Source organism: Dongshaea marina, assembly GCF_003072645.1.
Classification (GTDB): Bacteria; Pseudomonadota; Gammaproteobacteria; order Enterobacterales; family Aeromonadaceae; genus Dongshaea; species Dongshaea marina.
Genome location: NZ_CP028897.1, coordinates 1291272 through 1310047 on the forward strand (window position 1 = coordinate 1291272; position 18776 = coordinate 1310047).

Genomic DNA, 18776 nt, shown 5'->3' on the forward strand with positions numbered 1-18776 from the left:
GTTAGAAAAGGGATTTCAAAAGTGGCTACCATAAGAGATGTATCCAAGCTGGCGAACGTGTCTATCTCTACCGTTTCCAGAGTGATCAATAATACGGCCCAGGTCGCGCCGCAAAAGCGTGAAGCTGTCCTCAAGGCGATGCACGAGCTTAATTTCAGACCTAACAGTTTTGCTCAGGCGCTGGTGAGCAAGCGCTCAAACTGTATCGGTGTACTGGTGGGGGATCTGTGTGGTGGCCACTTCTTTGCCCAGATGATGAGTGGTATAGAGCAGGTCGTCGAAGGGGAAGATAAATACACAGTCGTGGTCTCTGGTCGGCATGACAGGCGCCGAGAACGTCATGCCATCGATATTCTTCTCCAGCGCCAGTGTGACGCCCTTATTCTGCATACCAAGGCACTTTCTGATGATGAGCTGCGTGAAATAGCCAGTGTAGACACGCCGGTAGTGATTGTGAACCGCCAGGTTGAAGGTTTGGAAGATCGCTGTATCTGGTTTGATAACTATCATGGGGCGGAGTTGGCACTATCTCACCTGATCCAGCTTGGACACAGACGCATCGCCTTTGTGACCTATGATGATGATAGTTTTGTGGATGCTCAGGAGCGCCTGGAAGGCTATAAGAAGACCCTCGATGACTATGGCATTGAGTTTGAACCCGCCCTGGTCAGCCGGGCATTCGGAGATGAGATTGGAGGCTATATAGCAACCTCTGAGCTTCTCAAACGTAAGGTCGATTTTACAGCCCTGTTCTGTTTTAACGATTCGATGCTGGCGGGGGCCATCTCCTGTCTTTCAGAGCGCTCGATTCAGATCCCGGAGCAGCTCTCTGTGGTTGGTTTTGACGATATTCCTTATACGCGGTTCTTTCACCCGAAATTAACCACAGTGCGTTATCCGATCGCCGAGATGGGAGCGTGCGCCGCCAAGCTGGCCCTGTGTCTGCTTGAGGAGAAACCAACGGATCAGTTTGAGCTTTGCTTCAAGCCTGAACTTGTATGTCGGGAGTCTGTGAGCAAGCAGCAGGTCGAAGTGGAGCTTGATCCGGTTTAAAGGTTTCGTGAGCTAGAATGAATCTGGAGGGTTCGGAAAAAGGAATGTTTCCGATTTGTTAATTGCTGGTGTTTTTATTGTGTCTGTTTTGGGGTATGATGCCGTCCACATATAGATGACAGGCCAGCTCGAAGAGGAATAGTATGACTGACACTAGCCCTAAACCTGAAGGAACAATGTTGCTTCGGACCATTGCCATGCCAGCTGATACCAACCCAAATGGTGATATCTTTGGGGGATGGATCATGTCGCAAATGGATATTGGGGGAGGGATCCTTGCTAAAGAGATCTCAAGAGGGCGCACCTGCACAGTTTCAGTGGAGGGAATGACCTTTCATCGCCCCGTCCAGGTGGGAGATGTGGTCTGTTGTTATGGCCGTTGCGAGCGGATCGGTAACTCCTCGATGCGGATCCGGGTTGAGGTATGGGTTAAACCCCTGCTGCGGGATAATGAATCTGATCGCTACTGTGTGACAGAAGCGATTTTCACCTATGTTGCCATCGACGGCGAAGGTCGCCCCCGTAAGATTGAGCTCAGCGAATCTGAGCATCCCCTTCCTGTGTCCAGTCGAGTCAGCTAAACACTTTGTGCGCCTCCTGAGTGAGGCGCATCCTGTACACCAGCCAAATCATCATTTTGTCGTGAAGCCTGAATAGGCTACACTCGACAGATGGTATCTAAGCTCTCATGTTGACGATGAATGCAAAGCTTAAGATCAGAGGTCGCTGGCTGTGGTCCCTGGTAATGATTGGTGGACTCAGTGGCTGTCTTGAGATCGATAAGCAGCCCCATCAGCAGCAGGGCGAACCTTTAGGCAGGGTAAAACAGATCGTGTCCAGTTGTTCTTCCGCTCTCTCTCACTCTCCGGCCCATCCGGATGAAGCTATTCTTCCCGGACGCTTCTCTATCGTTGTCTGGAATATCTACAAACAGAAAGCACCACTGTGGCAACAGGAGCTGGAGCGCTTTGCTCATCATGCAGATATCCTGCTACTGCAGGAGGCGGTCAATAAGCCGGGTCTGCTGGAGTGGCTTCGAAAACACCACTACCACTGGGAGCTTGCCGAGGCATTTCGCTATCGGCGTCATAGTGCGGGTGTGCTCAGTGCGGCGCGGATCCCTTCACTTTACAGCTGTCACCAAAAAGCGCCAGAGCCTTTTTTGAGGATCCCCAAGACGGCAATGGTGACCCGGTATCCACTTGAGGAAGGGACACATAGCCTGTTGGTGGTGAACATTCACTCGGTAAATTTTGATCTCAGTGTGTCTGCCTATCGAGAGCAGCTACAAAAGCTCACCCGCCTGATCAGGCATCATGAGGGGCCGGTGATTTTGGCGGGAGATCTTAATAGCTGGAGTGAGAAGCGCCAGCTTCTGCTTGAGCATGAGGCGGCTCAGTTAAAGTTAAAGCCCGCCCGAATCGCTCCCGATCAGAGGATGCGGGTGATGGGGCGGCCTTTGGATCATCTTTATTATCGGGGTCTATCTTTGGTCTCGGCCACCGCAGTGGCCACCGAGGGCTCGGATCATCACCCGATCCTTGCCTCTTTCAAGTGGCCTGCGGTTTCCCATTCCGGTTAACTGTTAAGACGGGTGACATCTACAAACAGTTTGAGGTTTATCCCCGGCTTCAGATAGCGCTGGCGCTTGAGCTGATTCCAGTGGTAGATGTCTGAGGTTGTGACCTTGAACTTATTAGCGATAGATTCAAGAGAGTCGCCTCGTCTCACCTTATAGATCACCTTGCGGATCACCCCTTTACTCTTGATGGTCTGCCAGATCTTGAGTTTTTTGCCCGGTGATAGCACCGCCCCGGATTTAAGGTTATTCCACTCGGCGATATCCTTGTAAGACACCTTGAACTTATGACCAATTCGCCACAGTGAGTCTCCCGGCTTGACGGTATAGCTGAGCTGATAGCTGCGCTGATTTTTGACCCCGGCCTTACTCTGCGCCGGTTTGGCGGTTTCGTAGGGAATGACAGGGATCAGCAGGTGATGACCCACCTGAATCGTGTTTGATTTGAGGTGATTGAGGGCTTTGAGGTAGCGAATCGAAGTGCGATTCTTATGAGCAATCACACTCAGGCTATCGCCAGATTTGATCTGGTAGCGGGTCCAGCGCAGCAGATCCTGCGGCTCTTTGAGCTTAGCAAGTTTGTGCTTAAAGCCATCAATCTTATCGACGGGCAGCAGCAGGGTGTAGGGGCCATCCGGAGAGCTGGCCCAGTGGTTGAATCCCGGGTTATAGCGGCGCAACTGGCTTTCGGTGATCCCGGCCATTTTGGAAACTATGCTCAGATCAAACTGGCTCTTGAGAGTGACCTCTTCAAGGACCGGGCGATTGGGGAGCTCAGGAAGCTTTACCCCATAGTGGTGAGGCTCCCGGACAATTTGTGCCAGTGCCAGTAGCTTGGGTACATAGACCTCGGTCTGGCTGGGAAGATCCAGAGACCAGAAATCCGTTGGGCGATGATGCTTTTTGTTATAGCGGATCGCGTTGAGGACGGTACCCTCACCCGAGTTGTAAGCGGCGATCGCATTGAGCCAGTTGCCATCAAAGAAGCGATGAAGATATTCAAGGTAGTCCAGGGCTGCATTTGTCGAGGCGGTCACGTCGCGCCGGCCGTTATACCACCAGTCCTCTTTCAGGCCAAAGCGTTTGCTGGTGACCGGAATGATCTGCCACAGACCGGAGGCGCTGCCCCAGGAATAGGCAAAGGGATCAAAGGCACTCTCGACGGCCGGAAGCAGGGCAAGCTCCAGCGGCATGTTGCGCTTTTCAACCTCCTGAACAATCTGATACAGGAAGGGGCGAGCCCGTTCGGAGATCACATCCAGGTATTGTGGATGGCGAAGATACCAGTCTCTTTGTTGCTGGATCCTGTGATTATTGGGGGTGGGGATCTCCAGTTGTTTGCTGATCCGCTCCCAGATATTTTTTGCGTGGGTGGCTTGACGATGAAGCGTTGCTTGATCGACCTGTTTTTCCGGCTTGTTGGGCTTGACTGCTACAGGCACCGGACTCTTGATGGGCTGAGCGAGATCTGCCGAACTCTGACACCCCGCCAATAGTAATGTCATTAATAGTGATGTGCGTAACTTCATGGATGATCGCAAACGTCAGGCAAAAAGAGCCTATGTTATGGGCCTTATGTTGAGTTATCAAGGATGAAAGCTGGTTTGATCGAATCTAAAACCTATCTTTCCACTGGCGAAGTGCTGCAAAAACCGCGCAAGGCTCCGGCAAGGGTTGCATCTGGTGTTGCTCAGCCCGTTGGCGGATCTCAGGAAGGTGCGTTCTGAGAAAAACATTGACAGCCTTTTCCTGACCTATGGTCGAAGGTAGGGTGGGTAAGCCCTGTTGGCGTTTTTTAGCTACCTGTTGGATATAGTTCAGGAGTTCAGGGTTATCCGGCTCGACCTGGCTGCAGAAGCTCAGGTTAGCCAGGGTGTACTCATGAGCGCAATAGATCTTTGTTGCGTCTCCAAGTTTGGCAAAGCGCTCCAGGGCCTGAAACATCTGGGAGGCGCTTCCCTCAAACAGGCGGCCACAGCCTCCTGAAAACAGGGTATCACCGCAAAACAGTATATTGTCATCATAAAATGCAAGGTGATCCAGGGTATGGCCGGGGACCGCCATGACCTTGAGGTGCAGCTCCAGATCTTCTAAGTGGATGACATCACCCTCGTCCAAAGGGTAATGCACAGGTACGGGTAGCTCACTCTGGCTTGAAGCGAAGAGCTTAGCATCCGGATACTGCTTGAGCAGTTTGACCACTCCGCCACTATGATCCTGGTGGTGGTGAGTTAACAGGATCATTCCCAGTTGGAGATCCTGCTCCTCTAGACGTTCGATCACCACATCAGCATCTCCGGGATCGACAACGGCGGCAATAGATGCATGGGGGTGCGTAATTAACCAGATATAGTTATCATGGAATGCAGGGATGAAGCTAACATTTGCCATTCTTGGCTTCCTTTGGTCAGGCTGGGTTTCTAATATAGCTTTTCTTTCGCATAGACAACAGGATATTGGGGTCAGGATGAGACGAGCGAAGTCCGAGGGCGTATTCCATGCTCCCCTGAGTTGGGATGAGTTCCCGATGGGAGACTGGCTGGCAGGCGAGTTGCAAAAGCACCTGGATCTCTGGTGTCCACGCCTGTTTGGCTACCACCTTCTCAAGGTAGGCGAGCTTAGTGCTAGCCTGTGTTGTTCCAATAGCTCGGTTCGTCATCAGCTGTCGGTAGGCAGTGAACTGAGCCACTGCTCGGTGCAGGCCGACCTGCTGCATCTGCCTTTTTTGTCGACCTCAATTGATGCCTGTGTCCTGACTCACACCCTGGACTTTAGCCAGGATCCCCACCAGTTGCTACGAGAAATCGAGAGAGTTCTGACCCATGACGGCTATCTGGTAATTAGTGGCTTTAACCCTTTTAGCCTGGTGGGGCTGGGCAAGCTTGTCTGGCCATTGACCCGGCGCCTGCCGTGGCGTGCCCGGATGTTCACTCCGTCGAGGATCAAAGACTGGCTTAATCTGCTGCAGTTTGAGGTGCTCGAAGAGAGTCACTTTGGATACTCATTTCTGGGGCGGCACAGCCATGTCAGCTGGTCCACCGAGGGGATGGGGCGGCGTTATCTCCCCTGTTTTTCCGGGGTCTATGTAATGTTGGCCCGAAAACGCCGGATGCGCCTGACCCCGGTGGGGCGTGTCAAAATTGTGACTCGCCCGGTCGCGGTTCCCGGGATGGTGAAAACTAATGTGGTTCGGGATATCCCTCATCCTCTAACAGATTGGATGAGGTTGCCGCCTGACGCGCCAGCTCATCGCAACGCTCATTTTCTGGATGACCCGAGTGTCCCTTTACCCAGTGCCACTGCACCTGGTGGCGGTTACTTTCCTGATCCAGAAGCTGCCACAGATCGCGATTCTTAACCGGCTCCTTGTTGCTGGTTTTCCATCCATTGCGTTTCCAACCCGTGATCCACTGGGTGATCCCCTGGCGAAGGTACTGACTGTCCGAGTAGAGATCGATCTGGCAGGGCTCCTTGAGGGTTTGCAAGCCAACCAAAGCGGCCAGCAGCTCCATCCGGTTGTTGGTGGTCAGGCGATATCCCTGAGAAAGTTCTTTAGTGTGTTGTTGGTAGCGCATCAGAACGCCATAGCCACCTGGGCCCGGATTACCGAGGCAGGAGCCATCGGTATATAATTCAACCTGCTTTAACATAGGGATTAGGATAAAATACATAGTAGAGTAAAAGTCCGCTATAGCATGAATGATGACAGAGCAACAAGCAACAAGATTGGTGGTTCTCGATACCGAAACCACGGGTATGAACCAGGACATCGGGCCCCATTACCAGGGGCATAGGATTATTGAAATTGGCTGTGTCGAGGTGGTCAACCGCCGCCTGACCGGTCGCCACTACCACGTTTATATCAAGCCGGATCGCCTGGTCGATGAAGAAGCGATCCAGGTTCACGGTATTACCGATGAGTTTTTGGCAGATAAACCGGACTTTCGCGAGATCTCCCAGGAGTTTATCGAGTTTATTCGCGGCGCTGAGCTGGTGATCCACAATGCGCCCTTCGATATCGGCTTCATGGATCATGAATTTAGATTGATGGGACTGGATCTTGCTACAGAGCAGATCTGTACCGTGACCGATACCCTGGTGATGGCGCGGCAGAAGTTTCCGGGTAAGCGTAATAACCTGGATGTGCTGTGTGATCGCTACGGAATCGATAACTCTCACCGGACCCTGCACGGCGCCTTGCTGGATGCCGAGATCCTGGCAGATGTGTATTTGTTGATGACCGGGGGCAGACCCGCCTCGATCTGAGTCTGGGACAGGATGCGTCACAGGGTGATGCGAATGATTCGGAGCACCTGCAATTCCAACCGCGTGCCTTGCGGGTGATCTCAGCCAATGAACAAGAGTTGACCGCCCACGAAGAGCGACTCGATCTGGTACAAAAAGAGGGGAGTTGCTGCTTGTGGCGTGAGTAACTGAGGAGGAGATATGAGCAGAGGATGGTTAGGATTGATCTTCTTTTGGATCGTTTCTGCTACGGCCAATGAGGTTTTTGCGCCCAGTGACATTCCTCTGTTAAATAACCGCTTTCGCCTCGATTATGGGATAACGGAGATCACCTTCTTTATCGCCCGCAAGCCCGGGAGTAATCCGGCGATCCTGGTTCGTCCCAACGGAAGTAAAATTTACGCCAACCAAACTCCGAAAAATGTTCGCTGGCTACAGCTTGATGATCGCGACATCATCACCATCACCTCGCCGATGGCGGGTCCCTGGCAGGCACTGGGGGAGATCGACCAGGATAATCGTATTCGCCTGATCTCGGATCTTAGCCTAAAGGTGGACCCTATTCCCCGCAAGGTGTATCAGGGAGAGCAGATCAAGCTGACCGGTCGCCTGTTCCATAAAGGTAAGCTGGTGACAGATAAATATTACCTGAGTGATGTTGGGATGACGATTCGGGCAGCCAGCTCTGCCGTTGAGGGGGTTGAAGATCTGGGACGGGTCGATAAGGTTCTGGGGCGCTATAAGGATGATGGTAAGGGAATCGATGAACGTCCGGCCGATGGTGTCGTGACCACTCAGGCTATTTTAGCGATTCCCGGAGGAAAATACCGGGTATTTATCTCCACGGGAAATGAAGTCTTCACCCGTGCCGTGCATCAGGAGCTGCTGGTCTATCCGGCACCGGCAGCGATAGATATACTTCCCATCGCGGAGGGGCAGGATCCAGTCATCAAGGTGGCGATTGATGAGGATGAGATAAAACCCGGCTCCGCTGTGCTGCAGGGGCAGGTGCTGGATAGTCAGGGCAAGGTGATTGCAAGGCTCGATGGGCGCAATCCAGCTCCGGAGCTGGAGATGAGCCTTCCCAGGCCTCAGGAGTACGGACAATACTCCGTCAGGATGACCATGTATGCCTCAACCCTTGATCAACGGGAGATAGTGGTCTCACTTCCTGAAAAGAGCTTCTATCTGGTTGAGCCATTCAAGGCTCTTGCCAGTGATGCTGTTGCAACCGATGGTGTGCTTGCGGGCGAAGCGCCAGATCAGGAGAAAGAACCCTTTACCATCAGTATCTGGGTGTGGATGAGTTTAGCTGCAGTGGTTGCGATAGGGGTTATCTTAACCCTGATCGTATTGCTCAAGCGTCGGGCGCTGAAGCGGCTTCTGGAGGAGCAGCGTCTTGAGGAGCAAAAACAGCAGGAGAGTGAGGCCGAGGAAGAGAAAAAAGATGACCAGAGCCTGGAGTCCATCGATCTCAACATCCCGGAGCAGTAGCTATTGTTGATGATCTGCATTGAATTAGTGATGTACTGACTTACGCCTGCTTTTCTCCGAAGATAGGCTCTTTTTATATGGTGTTTTAGAAGATTTGGCATTCTTTGCCCGGAGGTCACAGCTTTGTTTGATCTCATGTAGATATAAACGTGGCTGTATAAGAGGAAATAACTTCATTCCTGAGGTAATCATACCTGAGGTGATTAAGAGGGAAGTTGCGGCTATATGTAGAGATCCGGAGGCGAAATCACTCGATATTCACCTGAATGATAGCTAACGATTCACCCCGCTTATGCTTCGAATGTAGGGCCCGGGAATCACTGAAGCATGGATGCCCACCCTACCACATAGCTCACCACCTTGATGATATAACTTTGATCCGGTCTTTAGAAAGCTTACTAAAGCCCACTCGTGCCTCAAGCGTTATGCCCGGCAAGTCAGGTCTGTGATCATCCCGGTTTGACTTAATGGGGGGAGACCTGCCTCTCTGGATAGCTCTATGGCTGTCACACATTCGGGATTAAATAACCAAGGCCCCGCAGGGCCTTGGGCGAGAATAAAACATGTTGGTTTCGTGGCGCTAATCGTCCCCGAGATACTCATCCTTATAGGTATCACGGATCTCAAGGAATTGATCCAGGTTATCCAGCATCAGGTCCACCAGGGTTGGATCGAACTGGCGTCCCTTCTCCTCCTTGATCAGTCCCAGGATCTTGTCGAGTGGCCAAGCTTTCTTATAACAGCGGTCTGAGCCCAGGGCATCGAATACGTCTGCCAGAGCGGTGATCCGCCCCTCAAGAGGGATCTGATCGCCGGAGAGGCCGTTGGGGTAGCCGGTACCATCCATCTTTTCATGGTGGGTCAGGGCGATGCTGGCACCCATCCGGAACAGTTCGATATCCGAACCACACAGCATATCGTTTCCAAGCTGGGCATGGGTCTTCATGATCTCCCACTCTTCCGGTGTCAGCTTGCCGGGTTTATTCAATACAGCGTCTGGGATCCCCACCTTACCAATATCATGCAGCGGCGAGGCCTGTTTTATCATTTCACACTGTTTCTCTGACTGTCCCATTAACTGGGCTAGTAGCTCTGAGTAGAGAGCGACACGCTTAACGTGGAGTCCGGATTCCTTGGAGCGGGTTTCAACAATTTCGCCGATGCGGTAGATGATTTCACGCTGGTTATCGACGATGAGCTCATTGAGCCGGATATTCTCCAGAGCGACCACAATGTTCTCGGTAAACAGGTTCAGCAGATAGGTGTCGACCTCATTAAGCTCGTGAGCGCCTTCTCCCTCCAGATGAAACAGCAAATTATGTCGAGCATTTTTACAAAACAGCACCACATTGTGCTCTTCGAAGAGGTTCTGCCGGTTCTCCATTGCCCTGAGTACGATCTCAGGAGTTTCAGCTTCTTCCGACTCGGGGAAGATGGGCAGGGGGGCTTCATCCTTGATCTCATAGGCGCTATTGCGCTTGGATGAGTAGAGAGTTGTCTCGTCAAAGTTAAGGAGTGCGCCAAGCTGCTCCAGGGCTCCCTCGACAAAGGAGCGCAATGCCTGCTGTTCGAAGATCCCCCTGGAAGCCTCGATCACTTTCTCGAGTCCCTGCTTGTTGTGCTCGAGAGTCACAATATCGCGATAGGAGCGCAGACTGGCGCGGATCAGGGTTCTGAGTTTTTGTGAGGTAAGCTCGGTCTTATCCTTATAGTCGTTGATATCATAGTTCTCAACGACATCATCTTCCGGTGCCTGGCCGGGTTGACCGGTCCGCAGGACGATCCGCACCATCTGGTTGTGTAGTTCATTGCGGGTATAGTTCGCAACGTCGAGACCTGCATCGTCTGTTTCCATCACCACATCAAGCAGCAATAGCGCAATATCTTTGTGCTGCTGAAGCATCGCTTTGGCTTCGGCACCAGAGTAGGCGTGCAGAAATTCGATAGGCTTGCCATCAAATTGAAACTGGGTGAGGGTGATTTTGGTAATACGATGAACCTCGGGCTCATCATCGACGATGAGAACCTTCCAACCGAGCTTAGTCTCCTGCTCTGGTGTCTGGTCATCTTCAATTATCAGGATATCGTCATCCATGTCTGCTCTGCTGCTCCCAAACTTAACTGAGCTTGCACCGGGTGCTTGCTCTGTTGTAAGCCCTGAGAATATCTGACATATCCTATTTGCTCTCAGGGCCCGACAGGATCTGATTAAGCGGATACCTTCCGTCTTTTCTAGCATAGTCAGTTTCTGATCACATTGCACACTTGAACTGCGAGCAGGGAGTCAAGTTGGGGATGTAAGGAGCAAAGGATCGAGGTTTGGGCTGACCTGCACTGATGGCTGTGTCACAATAGCGGTCCATTTGAGTTTTCGGGATAGAAGGATCCTCATGGCAGATTATCAGTCACTGATTGAGCAGCAGTTGCAAGAAGCTCAGCTTGTATTACAAAACTTTCTCGCCGATGCTGAGCAGATCAAAAATATCGAAGCAGCGGCCAAACTTATTGCTAATTCACTCAAAACCCAGGGGAAAGTGATCTCTTGTGGCAATGGGGGATCTCAGTGCGATTCGATGCATTTTGCCGAGGAGCTGACCGGTCGCTACCGGGATGATCGTCCCTCCTATGGCGCCATCGCTATCTCAGATCCGAGCCACATGTCGTGTGTGGGGAATGATTATGGCTATGAATATGTGTTCTCCCGCTATATCGAAGGGGTTGGCCGTGAAGGTGATGTGTTGCTGGGGATCTCAACCAGTGGCAACTCGGGTAACATTTTGAAGGCGATCGAGGCGGCCAGGGCACAGGGAATGAAGGTTATCTGCCTGACCGGTAAAGATGGTGGCAAGATGGCGGGCCTGGCGGATGTTGAGATCCGGGTACCTCACTTTGGATATGCGGATCGAATCCAGGAAATTCACATCAAGGTGATCCATATTCTGATCCAGTTGATTGAAAAAGAGATGGCCTAACCCGCATCTGTAATAAAAGGAGAGCCGAGGCTCTCCTTTTTTTGCTCTGCGACTCAATCCTCGCTATTGGCATAGCCGGATGGGGGGAGCATCTGGTCATCCAGGTAGCTCTTACCATCTTGCATGGTTAGCCGCTCCTGGCAGAACCATTGAACCACCAGGGGGTAGATCTGATGCTCTTGGTAGTGAACCCGTTCGGTCAGGGCCTCCAGATCATCTTCATCAAACACCGGAACCTTAGCCTGGAGGATCACTGGCCCTCCGTCGACCTCATCGGTCACGAAATGGACGCTGGCACCATGCTCCTGCTCTCCAGCCTCCAGAGCTCGCTGAATACTATTTAAGCCTGGATAGGCAGGGAGCAGAGATGGGTGGATGTTGAGTAGCCGCCCCTGGTAATGGTGGACGAATTCAGCAGAGAGGATCCGCATAAATCCAGCCAGAACCACAAGATCCGGTTGATAGCGATCGATGGCTTCGATGAGTGCCTGATCATACTGCTCGCGGTTCTCATACTGGGTATGGGGGAGTGCGACTGCCGGGATCTGGTGCTGCTTGGCCCGGGTCAGGCCGTAGGCATCTTCACGGTTGCTGATCACGGCGGCGATCGACCCGTTAATGCGGCCCTGCTCACAGCTATCGATCAGGGCTTGCAGATTGCTGCCATTGCCTGAGATCAGGACGAGGATCTTCTTGTTCATCGGATCTCTACCTCAGCGGCGCCGGATCCACTTTCGCAGTAGCCGATCTGCCAGGCGGTCTCCCCCTGCTGTGTAAGAGTGGCCAGGGTCTGCTCTACCTCATCTTGAGGAACGATCAGCACCATGCCGACACCACAGTTAAAGGTACGGTACATCTCTTCACGCTGGATGTTGCCCTGCTGTTGTAGCCAGTTGAAGATGGTGGGCCATTGCCAACTGGATTCATCGATCACCGCACGAACCCCCTGGGGAAGGACGCGGGGAATATTCTCCAGAAAGCCACCGCCCGTGATGTGCGACATGGCGTGAACCGGAGAGTTTTCAAGGAGCTTTAGCAAAGAGCGAACATAGATTCGGGTGGGTTCCAGCAGGTGATCGAGGAGGGTCTTGCCTTCCAGCTCATCACTGGGGTTACAGCCACTGACCTCCAGTACTTTACGGATCAGTGAATAACCGTTGGAGTGAGGTCCGGAGGAGGCCAGCGCGATGATCGCATCGCCGGGAGAAACATTAGAGCCATCGATGATTTGAGATTTTTCAACAACACCGACACAGAAACCGGCGACATCATAATCATCACCATGATACATGCCGGGCATTTCGGCCGTTTCACCACCGATCAAGGCACAGCCCGCCTGCTCACATCCCTGACCTATGCCGTAGACGACCTGCTCGGCAACATCGGGGTCCAGTTTGGCAGTGGCGTAGTAGTCCAGAAAGAACAGGGGCTCACCGCCCTGGACTAGCAGATCGTTGACACACATGGCGACCAGATCGATGCCGATGCTGTTGTGACGATTGCTATCGATTGCCAATCTTAATTTAGTGCCAACGCCATCGGTTCCGGATACCAGGACCGGCTCTTTATATTTCCCGGGGAGCTGGCACAGAGCACCAAAGCCTCCCAGGCCACCCATGACCTCGGGACGGGTGGTTTTCTTGCTGATACCCTTGATTCGTTCGACGAGTTGATTGCCTGCATCAATACTTACGCCGGCATCCTGATAACTAAGAGAGATTGATTGTTCGTCCACTGCTGATCTCACTCTTTGATGTGGGGGGAGCCGTATTGTAGCAGCGTCTGGGCAGTGCGAAAACTGAACTAATTTTTTTGAGATAACGAAAATCCAGCCGCTTTTTATGATAGGATCAGCCGATTTTGCTTTTTGTTGAGACCGTAAATTAGGAGAGAGCGATGAAGGTTGTCGAGGTCAAACATCCACTGGTTCGTCACAAGCTTGGACTGATGCGTGAAAAAGAGATCAGCACCAAACGTTTTCGCGAGCTGGCCAAGGAGGTAGGAAGTCTGCTCACATATGAGGCAACTTCTGACTTCGAAACAGAAAAGGTTACCATAGAGTGCTGGAACGGCTCAACAGAAATCGATCAGATCAAGGGAAAAAAGGTCACTGTGGTGCCGATTCTACGTGCCGGCCTTGGGATGATGGATGGAGTCTTGGAGCATATTCCGAGTGCCCGGGTGAGCGTGGTTGGTATGTATCGGGATGAGGAGACCTTCGAGGCGGTTCCCTACTTTGATAAGGTGGTTGGAAATATCAGCGAGCGTTTAGCCCTGGTGGTTGACCCCATGCTGGCAACCGGAGGCTCAATGATCGCAACCATAGATCTTCTCAAGAAGAAGGGGTGCTCCCAGTTTAAGGTGTTGGTTCTTGTCGCAGCTCCGGAGGGGCTCAAGGCATTGGAAGAGGCGCATCCGGATGTGGAGGTCTACTGTGCGTCGGTCGATGAAGGGCTCAATGAGCAGGGCTATATCATCCCAGGGCTGGGCGATGCCGGCGATAAAATTTTTGGAACTAAGTAACCAAAAATACAGTTATTTATTTTTTCCTATGTATAAAAGACAGGCGCTTGGTAGCCTGTCTTTGTGTTTATGGGCCAGAGATCATGACAAGCAGCGGCGCTTCTTGTAGGCTTGGCTGGAGTGATAATGAAAGGATCCAGATGGTGATGAGATACTCTTGGTTGTTGCTTTGCACGCTCAGCCTGCTGCTCACAAGTGCGGCGCAAGCTGTTGAGGTCAGCAAACTTTATACAGTGCAAACGGATGAGAGCGGGTTGACTCAGCAACAGGCTAAGCAACAGGCATTTTCCCAGATGTTGCTCCGATTAAGTGGCAACCCTGATGTGTTGAAGAGCCAGGTTGTCAACCAAGCCAAGCGAAATGTGGATGATTATCTGCTTGGGTTTGGACGGCGCAATGAACAGGGGAGCTCTTTTCTGGTGACTCACTTTGATGGCCACCTGATGCGTCAATTGGTGGCTGAGGCGGGTTACCCTGTGCTGGGTGAGCTTCGCCCGCGAACCGCCATCTGGATTGCTCAGCGTGGGCCTCAGGGGCAGCAGACGATTATCTCGGATCAGAGTACAGATGATTGGCCGCAACAGATCACCAGTCAGGCCGGAGCCCTGGCGCTTCCGGTGATCCTGCCGTTGCTCGATCTCGAAGATCTGCAACAGGTGAAATTCTCCGATGTGTGGGGCATGTTCATTGAGCCTGTGGCTCAGGCAAGCCAGCGCTACCGGGCGGATAACATAGTGATGGGTCGCCTTCAGTCATTGGGCAGTGGAGTTTGGCAGCTTAATTGGGAGCTTTACTCCCGAAGTGATCAGCAGTTTATCCAGGTGAGTCAGGGCACCCTGGGTGACAGTTCATCCTCAGGATTGATGCATCAGTTGATGCTACAGCTGGCTGGTTACTACGCCAAGGATTTTGGAGCCCAGACCTCAACGGATCTGGATACCCTGGATATATCAGTGGATGGTTTGACCACCATGGAGCAACTCATTCAGGCCGAGCGCCTGCTTAAGGGATTGCCGACGGTGGCCAGTGTTGGTGTTGTGCAGCTGTCTGGTGATAAAGTACTGTTTCATCTGGGGCTTTCTGGCAGCAAACCGGAGCTGATCCAGGCGCTGGCTCTTGATCGGCGTTTCAGTGAGGAGCCGTTTGCCGGAAAGAACCTTAGTTATCAATGGCAGCCCTGAGGGATGAGGTTCGGTTGACTCGTATCCTGACGGGTTAGATGTTACTATTTTCTTTATAATGATCTGGGTTTGGAAAAACGCGTGAAGCAGCATTCGTCATCACAGTTGGCACTTGCAGTTCAGCTGCCCGATGATGAGACATTTAGCAGTTTTTATCCTGGTAGCAACCAGCAGCTCATTAGTGAGCTAAAATCGGTTGCCGCCTCCAGCTCGCCTGCTTTTTACTATATCTGGGGGCACCATGGTGCCGGTCGGACTCACCTGCTGCACGCGACTTGTGGCGAAATAAATCAGCGGGATGGCACCTCGGTATTTATCCCTCTGTCACGGGTGATGTCGATGGGGACCGCCGTATTGGAGGGGTTGGAACAGCTCGATCTGATCTGCCTGGATGATCTGCAGGAAGTGATCGGCGATCCTCAGTGGGAGGAGGCTATCTTTGATCTGTTTAACCGTTGGAATGAACGGGGTGAACAGCGTGGGATGCTGATTGTGACCGCAAGCAGTGCACCACGAAACCTGGGGATCAAGTTAGCCGATCTGGCGTCCCGGCTGGATTGGGGAACCTCATATCAACTCAACGAGCTCAGTGATGAAGAGAAGCTAGCCGCTTTGCAGCTGCGGGCAGAGATCAGAGGATTTCACCTGACAGAGGATGTGGGGCACTTTCTTCTCAAACGCCTTTCACGAGATATGTCGACCCTGGTCGAAACCCTGGATCAACTGGATAATGCGTCCCTTCATGCAAGACGCAAGATCACTATTCCCTTTGTCAAAGAGATCCTTGAACTGTAGGCTCTACCGTTCTGTGCAAAGTTGAAAGAGCAGCAGAGCCTCGGTTAAGTCTCAGGGAAAATCCTGTTATTCAAAAAGCTTCAGAACCTGCTCCGGGGGACGGCCTATGGCGGCCCGCTCTCCATAAACAACCACCGGACGCTCCATCAATTTTGGGTTATTCTCAACCGCGAGTAGCAGTTGCTGCTCGCTTTGCTCCCGGGCGAGCTCAAGCTCTTGATAGATAGACTCCTTGGTTCGCATCAACTCGCGCACCGAGCTTAAGCCCAGTTTACTCACCACAAGCCTGAGCTCATCCGAGCTTAGAGGCGTCTCAAGATATGGGACTATGGTCGGGGTGATTCCACGCTGCTCCAGTAGCTCAAGGGTTTGCCGGCTCTTTGAGCAGCGAGGGTTATGATAGATTACAACCTCAGTCATTTAATACTCCATCGGGCGGGTTAAAAACCGCATGTTATCAAATAACTAACAAGGTTATAACCTTGAGTGTGCCTGTCGGAGATCTTCTGGTCTGCCCTGTATGCACGACGCCAGCGGCTACCATCCTGGTAGCTCGTTCCAGTTCGCAGTCCATTGCTCTCGCTACCTTGCTAAACAACTAGGCCCATGCTGGCAACGGGCCTAAATGATATGTCAGACATCCGGGCAGCGATCGTTAAGCAACATAGATCAAATGCTCTGAAATGATCTACTGGTATGAGTCTGCTCTCACTATCCAAAGAGCCGCTTACATAATGGCTGAGAAGCTGGCGATTAGTGGTGGCTGGTTATTAGAGCGCTGCAGGCAGGTAGCGGCCGCTATGCTTATTCAGCACTTTTGGCGGTGTGTATAGCTTAGGGGCGTGGCCAGACAAAAGAGACAGGTAATATTTACCGGTTTGGAGATTGAGCTTGTATTGAAGTTGACATGATTTAACCATATTTGAATCCTCGTAATTGTATCTCGTCCGAGTCTTTTCGAGAGGCTGCTGGATGATGAGCGTAAGATTTTCAAAAACGCCAGCGCACAATCCATTGTTCAAAAAACGCCCGAGCCTGTCAAGAATTTATATTCAATTATATCGATTATGTTTTCTTTTATTGGCTTACCGAACGCTTGTGCTACTTGTTTATATAGGTGTTGAATTATCAGTTAGGAATAAATATGCAAGTATTATTCTTGGTGGCGTTTGATTTGCCAGATGATTTGGCTGGCAGGAAAGGGATTGCGTTTTGAAGGGTGATAATCCCGGATAAAGTTCACCCCCTCAGTGAGGGGGGCTGAAGAGCCAGGGCCCTGATTGGTATCACTGCTCCTGAGAGAGCACTAACCCTTGATTAGTTGTAACCAGTTGGTTTTTTCGACCTGAAGCTGGCGAATTCTGGCATCGATACGGGCGATCTCCAGCTTACTGGGGGTTTTCAGGCGTGCCATCTTAAGGTTGGTGATCGCATCATCAAAGCTGGCTTGCAGGGCCAGGTATTGCCCCTGAGCCAGGTAGAGATGAAATGCATCTCCCTGCTGTTGAGCGGCCTGGCTCATTAGCTGCCAGCCAAGAACATCATTTTGATGATTGCGCAGGTAGCGCTCCAGCAGGGTGATCGCCTTGTCTGCCTGATCGCTTTGGATATAGGCACTGGCCAGATTGATGACAATCACCTGGTTGTAGGGAAGTTGCTGATTGAGGGCTTCCAGCCGTTGGATCGCTTGCTTGTTCTGTTTCAGGGCCAAATCTGCATCTGTGATGGCATCGATATAGAAAAGATTATCCGGTGATGCCTTGAGGAGCTTACTCAGGATGGTGAGTGCTTGCTGATTTTTACTGTTGCGCATCAGGGCCAGCGCTTGCCCGTAGAGGGCCGCATCCTTGAGCTTGTAGCTCTTCTCCTTAAGTTGTTTATCGAAGTAGCTGAGCACCTGCTCCTTACTCTTGGGGCTATAGCGAGCTTCAATTCGCGCCTTCGCTAACTGAAATGCCAGACTTGGCTTGAGGTGACGCACCGGGTAGTTTTCGGCCCTGGCCCGCGCCTCAGCGATCCGGGTGTTGGTGAGCGGGTGAGTCAGCAGATACTGGGGGGGAGTGCTGGAGTAGCGGCTCTGATCTTTGAGCTTTTCGAAAAACTGCATCATGCCTCTGGGATCAAACCCTGCGCGATACAAAAGCTGCATCCCGATCCGGTCGGCTTCATATTCATTTTCCCGGGTGTAGTTGATCCCGGACTGGATCTTGAGCCCGACCGTGGTCGACATAGCTGCGACACCGGCTGCCGGGTTGATGATCCCAAGGGCCAGTGAGCCAATGACGCCTGCGAGGGTCGCGGCATTGGTCTTGGACTGATCCTCCAGGTAGCGGGCGATATGGCGCTGGGTTTCGTGGGAGATCTCATGGGCCAGCACCGATGCGAGCTGGCTTTCATCGCTGGCATAGAGGAAGAGCCCGGTATGGACCTTAATGTACCCTCCGAGGAAGGCGGCAGCATTGACACTATTATCCTGGATCAGGAAAAAATGGAAGGGGAAGGGGACTGAGTCTGCATGGCTGAGAAGACGGTTACCCAGCTGATTGATGTAGACCTCGAGTACGGGATCATTGAGCACAGGGAGCTGAGCCCTGGCGAGCAACATGAAGGCTTCGCCATAACGCTGCTCTTGTTCAATCGACAAGGTGGAAACGGCAGCTGTTCCTATATCGGGAAGCTGATTATTAGCCTGAGCAAACCCGCTCAGGGAGAGCATCACAAACAACGTCAGGGCAGCGGGACGCAACCGAACAAAAGCCAGCAACAGGATAGCACCTTGTGTAATTTGAGTTGCTTGCAGCATAGCGCCTTGGCGGCGCTCCGACAACCATTGTATCGGCCTTGATTCAACGCGATAATAGTCGGGTGAGGCTGTATTCCGATGTTGCAGATGATTGCCAGGGATGCGTGACCTGTCCGGGTCGTACTAATGAG

The 18776-nt window shown here is 52.1% G+C and carries 17 protein-coding genes and 2 pseudogenes; 10 read left to right on the forward strand and 9 right to left on the reverse strand.

The genetic code is table 11. The annotated features are described in order from the left end of the window. Positions 1–21: 21 nt before the first annotated feature. From DB847_RS06410 to DB847_RS06420, 3 genes are all read left to right on the forward strand, one after another. Positions 22–1053, forward strand: a complete 1032-nt coding sequence (locus DB847_RS06410) for a LacI family DNA-binding transcriptional regulator (RefSeq protein ID WP_108652918.1) — start codon at positions 22–24, stop codon at positions 1051–1053. A gap of 143 nt (positions 1054–1196) precedes the next feature. Then, on the forward strand, positions 1197–1634 hold the full coding sequence (gene yciA, locus DB847_RS06415) for an acyl-CoA thioester hydrolase YciA (RefSeq protein ID WP_108649940.1): 438 nt from the start codon (positions 1197–1199) through the stop codon (positions 1632–1634). Between the two features lie 107 nt (positions 1635–1741). Continuing rightward, positions 1742–2635: an endonuclease/exonuclease/phosphatase family protein gene (locus DB847_RS06420; RefSeq protein ID WP_108649941.1), complete on the forward strand. Its 894-nt coding sequence runs from the start codon at positions 1742–1744 to the stop codon at positions 2633–2635. On the opposite strand, the gene DB847_RS06425 is transcribed toward DB847_RS06420, so the two are convergent. Then, positions 2632–4161, reverse strand: a complete 1530-nt coding sequence (locus tag DB847_RS06425; RefSeq protein WP_108649942.1) for a lytic transglycosylase — start codon at positions 4159–4161, stop codon at positions 2632–2634. The genes DB847_RS06420 and DB847_RS06425 overlap by 4 nt on opposite strands. A gap of 85 nt (positions 4162–4246) precedes the next feature. Continuing rightward, entirely contained in the window at positions 4247–5023 is a 777-nt protein-coding gene (gene gloB, locus DB847_RS06430; RefSeq protein WP_108649943.1) for a hydroxyacylglutathione hydrolase, read from the reverse strand. A gap of 76 nt (positions 5024–5099) precedes the next feature. On the opposite strand from gloB, the pseudogene DB847_RS26570 reads away from it, so the two are divergent. Continuing rightward, positions 5100–5810, forward strand: a pseudogene (locus DB847_RS26570) (class I SAM-dependent methyltransferase); the annotation flags it as partial. 1 nt (position 5811) lies between these two features. Here DB847_RS26570 and rnhA read toward each other — a convergent pair. After that, a complete protein-coding gene (gene rnhA / locus DB847_RS06440; RefSeq protein WP_108652919.1) occupies positions 5812–6282 on the reverse strand; it encodes a ribonuclease HI in 471 nt (156 codons plus the stop codon). A 52-nt stretch (positions 6283–6334) separates the two neighbouring features. On the opposite strand from rnhA, the pseudogene dnaQ reads away from it, so the two are divergent. Next, a pseudogene (gene dnaQ / locus DB847_RS06445) lies at positions 6335–7065 on the forward strand (DNA polymerase III subunit epsilon). Between the two features lie 13 nt (positions 7066–7078). Further along, positions 7079–8371: a TIGR03503 family protein gene (locus tag DB847_RS06450; RefSeq protein ID WP_108649944.1), complete on the forward strand. Its 1293-nt coding sequence runs from the start codon at positions 7079–7081 to the stop codon at positions 8369–8371. Between the two features lie 580 nt (positions 8372–8951). On the opposite strand, the gene DB847_RS06455 is transcribed toward DB847_RS06450, so the two are convergent. Continuing rightward, the gene (locus tag DB847_RS06455) at positions 8952–10466 is read right to left on the reverse strand and encodes a response regulator (protein WP_108649945.1); all 1515 of its coding nucleotides are present in this window, start codon (positions 10464–10466) and stop codon (positions 8952–8954) included. A gap of 295 nt (positions 10467–10761) precedes the next feature. Here DB847_RS06455 and lpcA point away from each other — a divergent pair, with 295 nt between their 5' ends. After that, on the forward strand, positions 10762–11343 hold the full coding sequence (gene lpcA, locus DB847_RS06460) for a D-sedoheptulose 7-phosphate isomerase (RefSeq protein WP_108649946.1): 582 nt from the start codon (positions 10762–10764) through the stop codon (positions 11341–11343). A gap of 53 nt (positions 11344–11396) precedes the next feature. On the opposite strand, the gene purN is transcribed toward lpcA, so the two are convergent. Together purN and purM are read right to left on the reverse strand one after the other, a co-directional pair. Continuing rightward, the gene (gene purN / locus DB847_RS06465) at positions 11397–12044 is read right to left on the reverse strand and encodes a phosphoribosylglycinamide formyltransferase (protein ID WP_108649947.1); all 648 of its coding nucleotides are present in this window, start codon (positions 12042–12044) and stop codon (positions 11397–11399) included. Beyond that, complete coding sequence (gene purM / locus DB847_RS06470) at positions 12041–13078, reverse strand: phosphoribosylformylglycinamidine cyclo-ligase (protein ID WP_108649948.1); 1038 nt, start codon at positions 13076–13078, stop codon at positions 12041–12043. The genes purN and purM overlap by 4 nt, the downstream gene beginning before the upstream one ends. A gap of 161 nt (positions 13079–13239) precedes the next feature. Between purM and upp the strand changes: the two genes are divergently transcribed. From upp to hda, 3 genes are all read left to right on the forward strand, one after another. After that, a complete protein-coding gene (upp, locus tag DB847_RS06475) occupies positions 13240–13866 on the forward strand; it encodes a uracil phosphoribosyltransferase (protein ID WP_108649949.1) in 627 nt (208 codons plus the stop codon). A 146-nt stretch (positions 13867–14012) separates the two neighbouring features. Beyond that, positions 14013–15047: a DUF2066 domain-containing protein gene (locus DB847_RS06480; protein ID WP_159084427.1), complete on the forward strand. Its 1035-nt coding sequence runs from the start codon at positions 14013–14015 to the stop codon at positions 15045–15047. A 69-nt stretch (positions 15048–15116) separates the two neighbouring features. Next, positions 15117–15842: a DnaA inactivator Hda gene (hda, locus tag DB847_RS06485; protein WP_108649951.1), complete on the forward strand. Its 726-nt coding sequence runs from the start codon at positions 15117–15119 to the stop codon at positions 15840–15842. Positions 15843–15908: 66 nt separating this feature from the next. Here hda and arsC read toward each other — a convergent pair whose 3' ends face one another. The 3 genes from arsC to bepA all read right to left on the reverse strand — a co-directional run bounded on the left by arsC (position 15909) and on the right by bepA (position 18606). Continuing rightward, positions 15909–16262 (reverse strand): arsenate reductase (glutaredoxin), encoded by a 354-nt coding sequence (gene arsC, locus DB847_RS06490; protein ID WP_108649952.1) that lies wholly within the window; start codon positions 16260–16262, stop codon positions 15909–15911. 350 nt (positions 16263–16612) lie between these two features. Continuing rightward, positions 16613–16762, reverse strand: coding sequence for a hypothetical protein (locus DB847_RS24270; RefSeq protein WP_159084428.1), 150 nt, complete (start codon positions 16760–16762; stop codon positions 16613–16615). Between the two features lie 386 nt (positions 16763–17148). Then, the gene (gene bepA / locus DB847_RS06495) at positions 17149–18606 is read right to left on the reverse strand and encodes a beta-barrel assembly-enhancing protease (RefSeq protein WP_407644440.1); all 1458 of its coding nucleotides are present in this window, start codon (positions 18604–18606) and stop codon (positions 17149–17151) included. Positions 18607–18776: the final 170 nt, after the last annotated feature.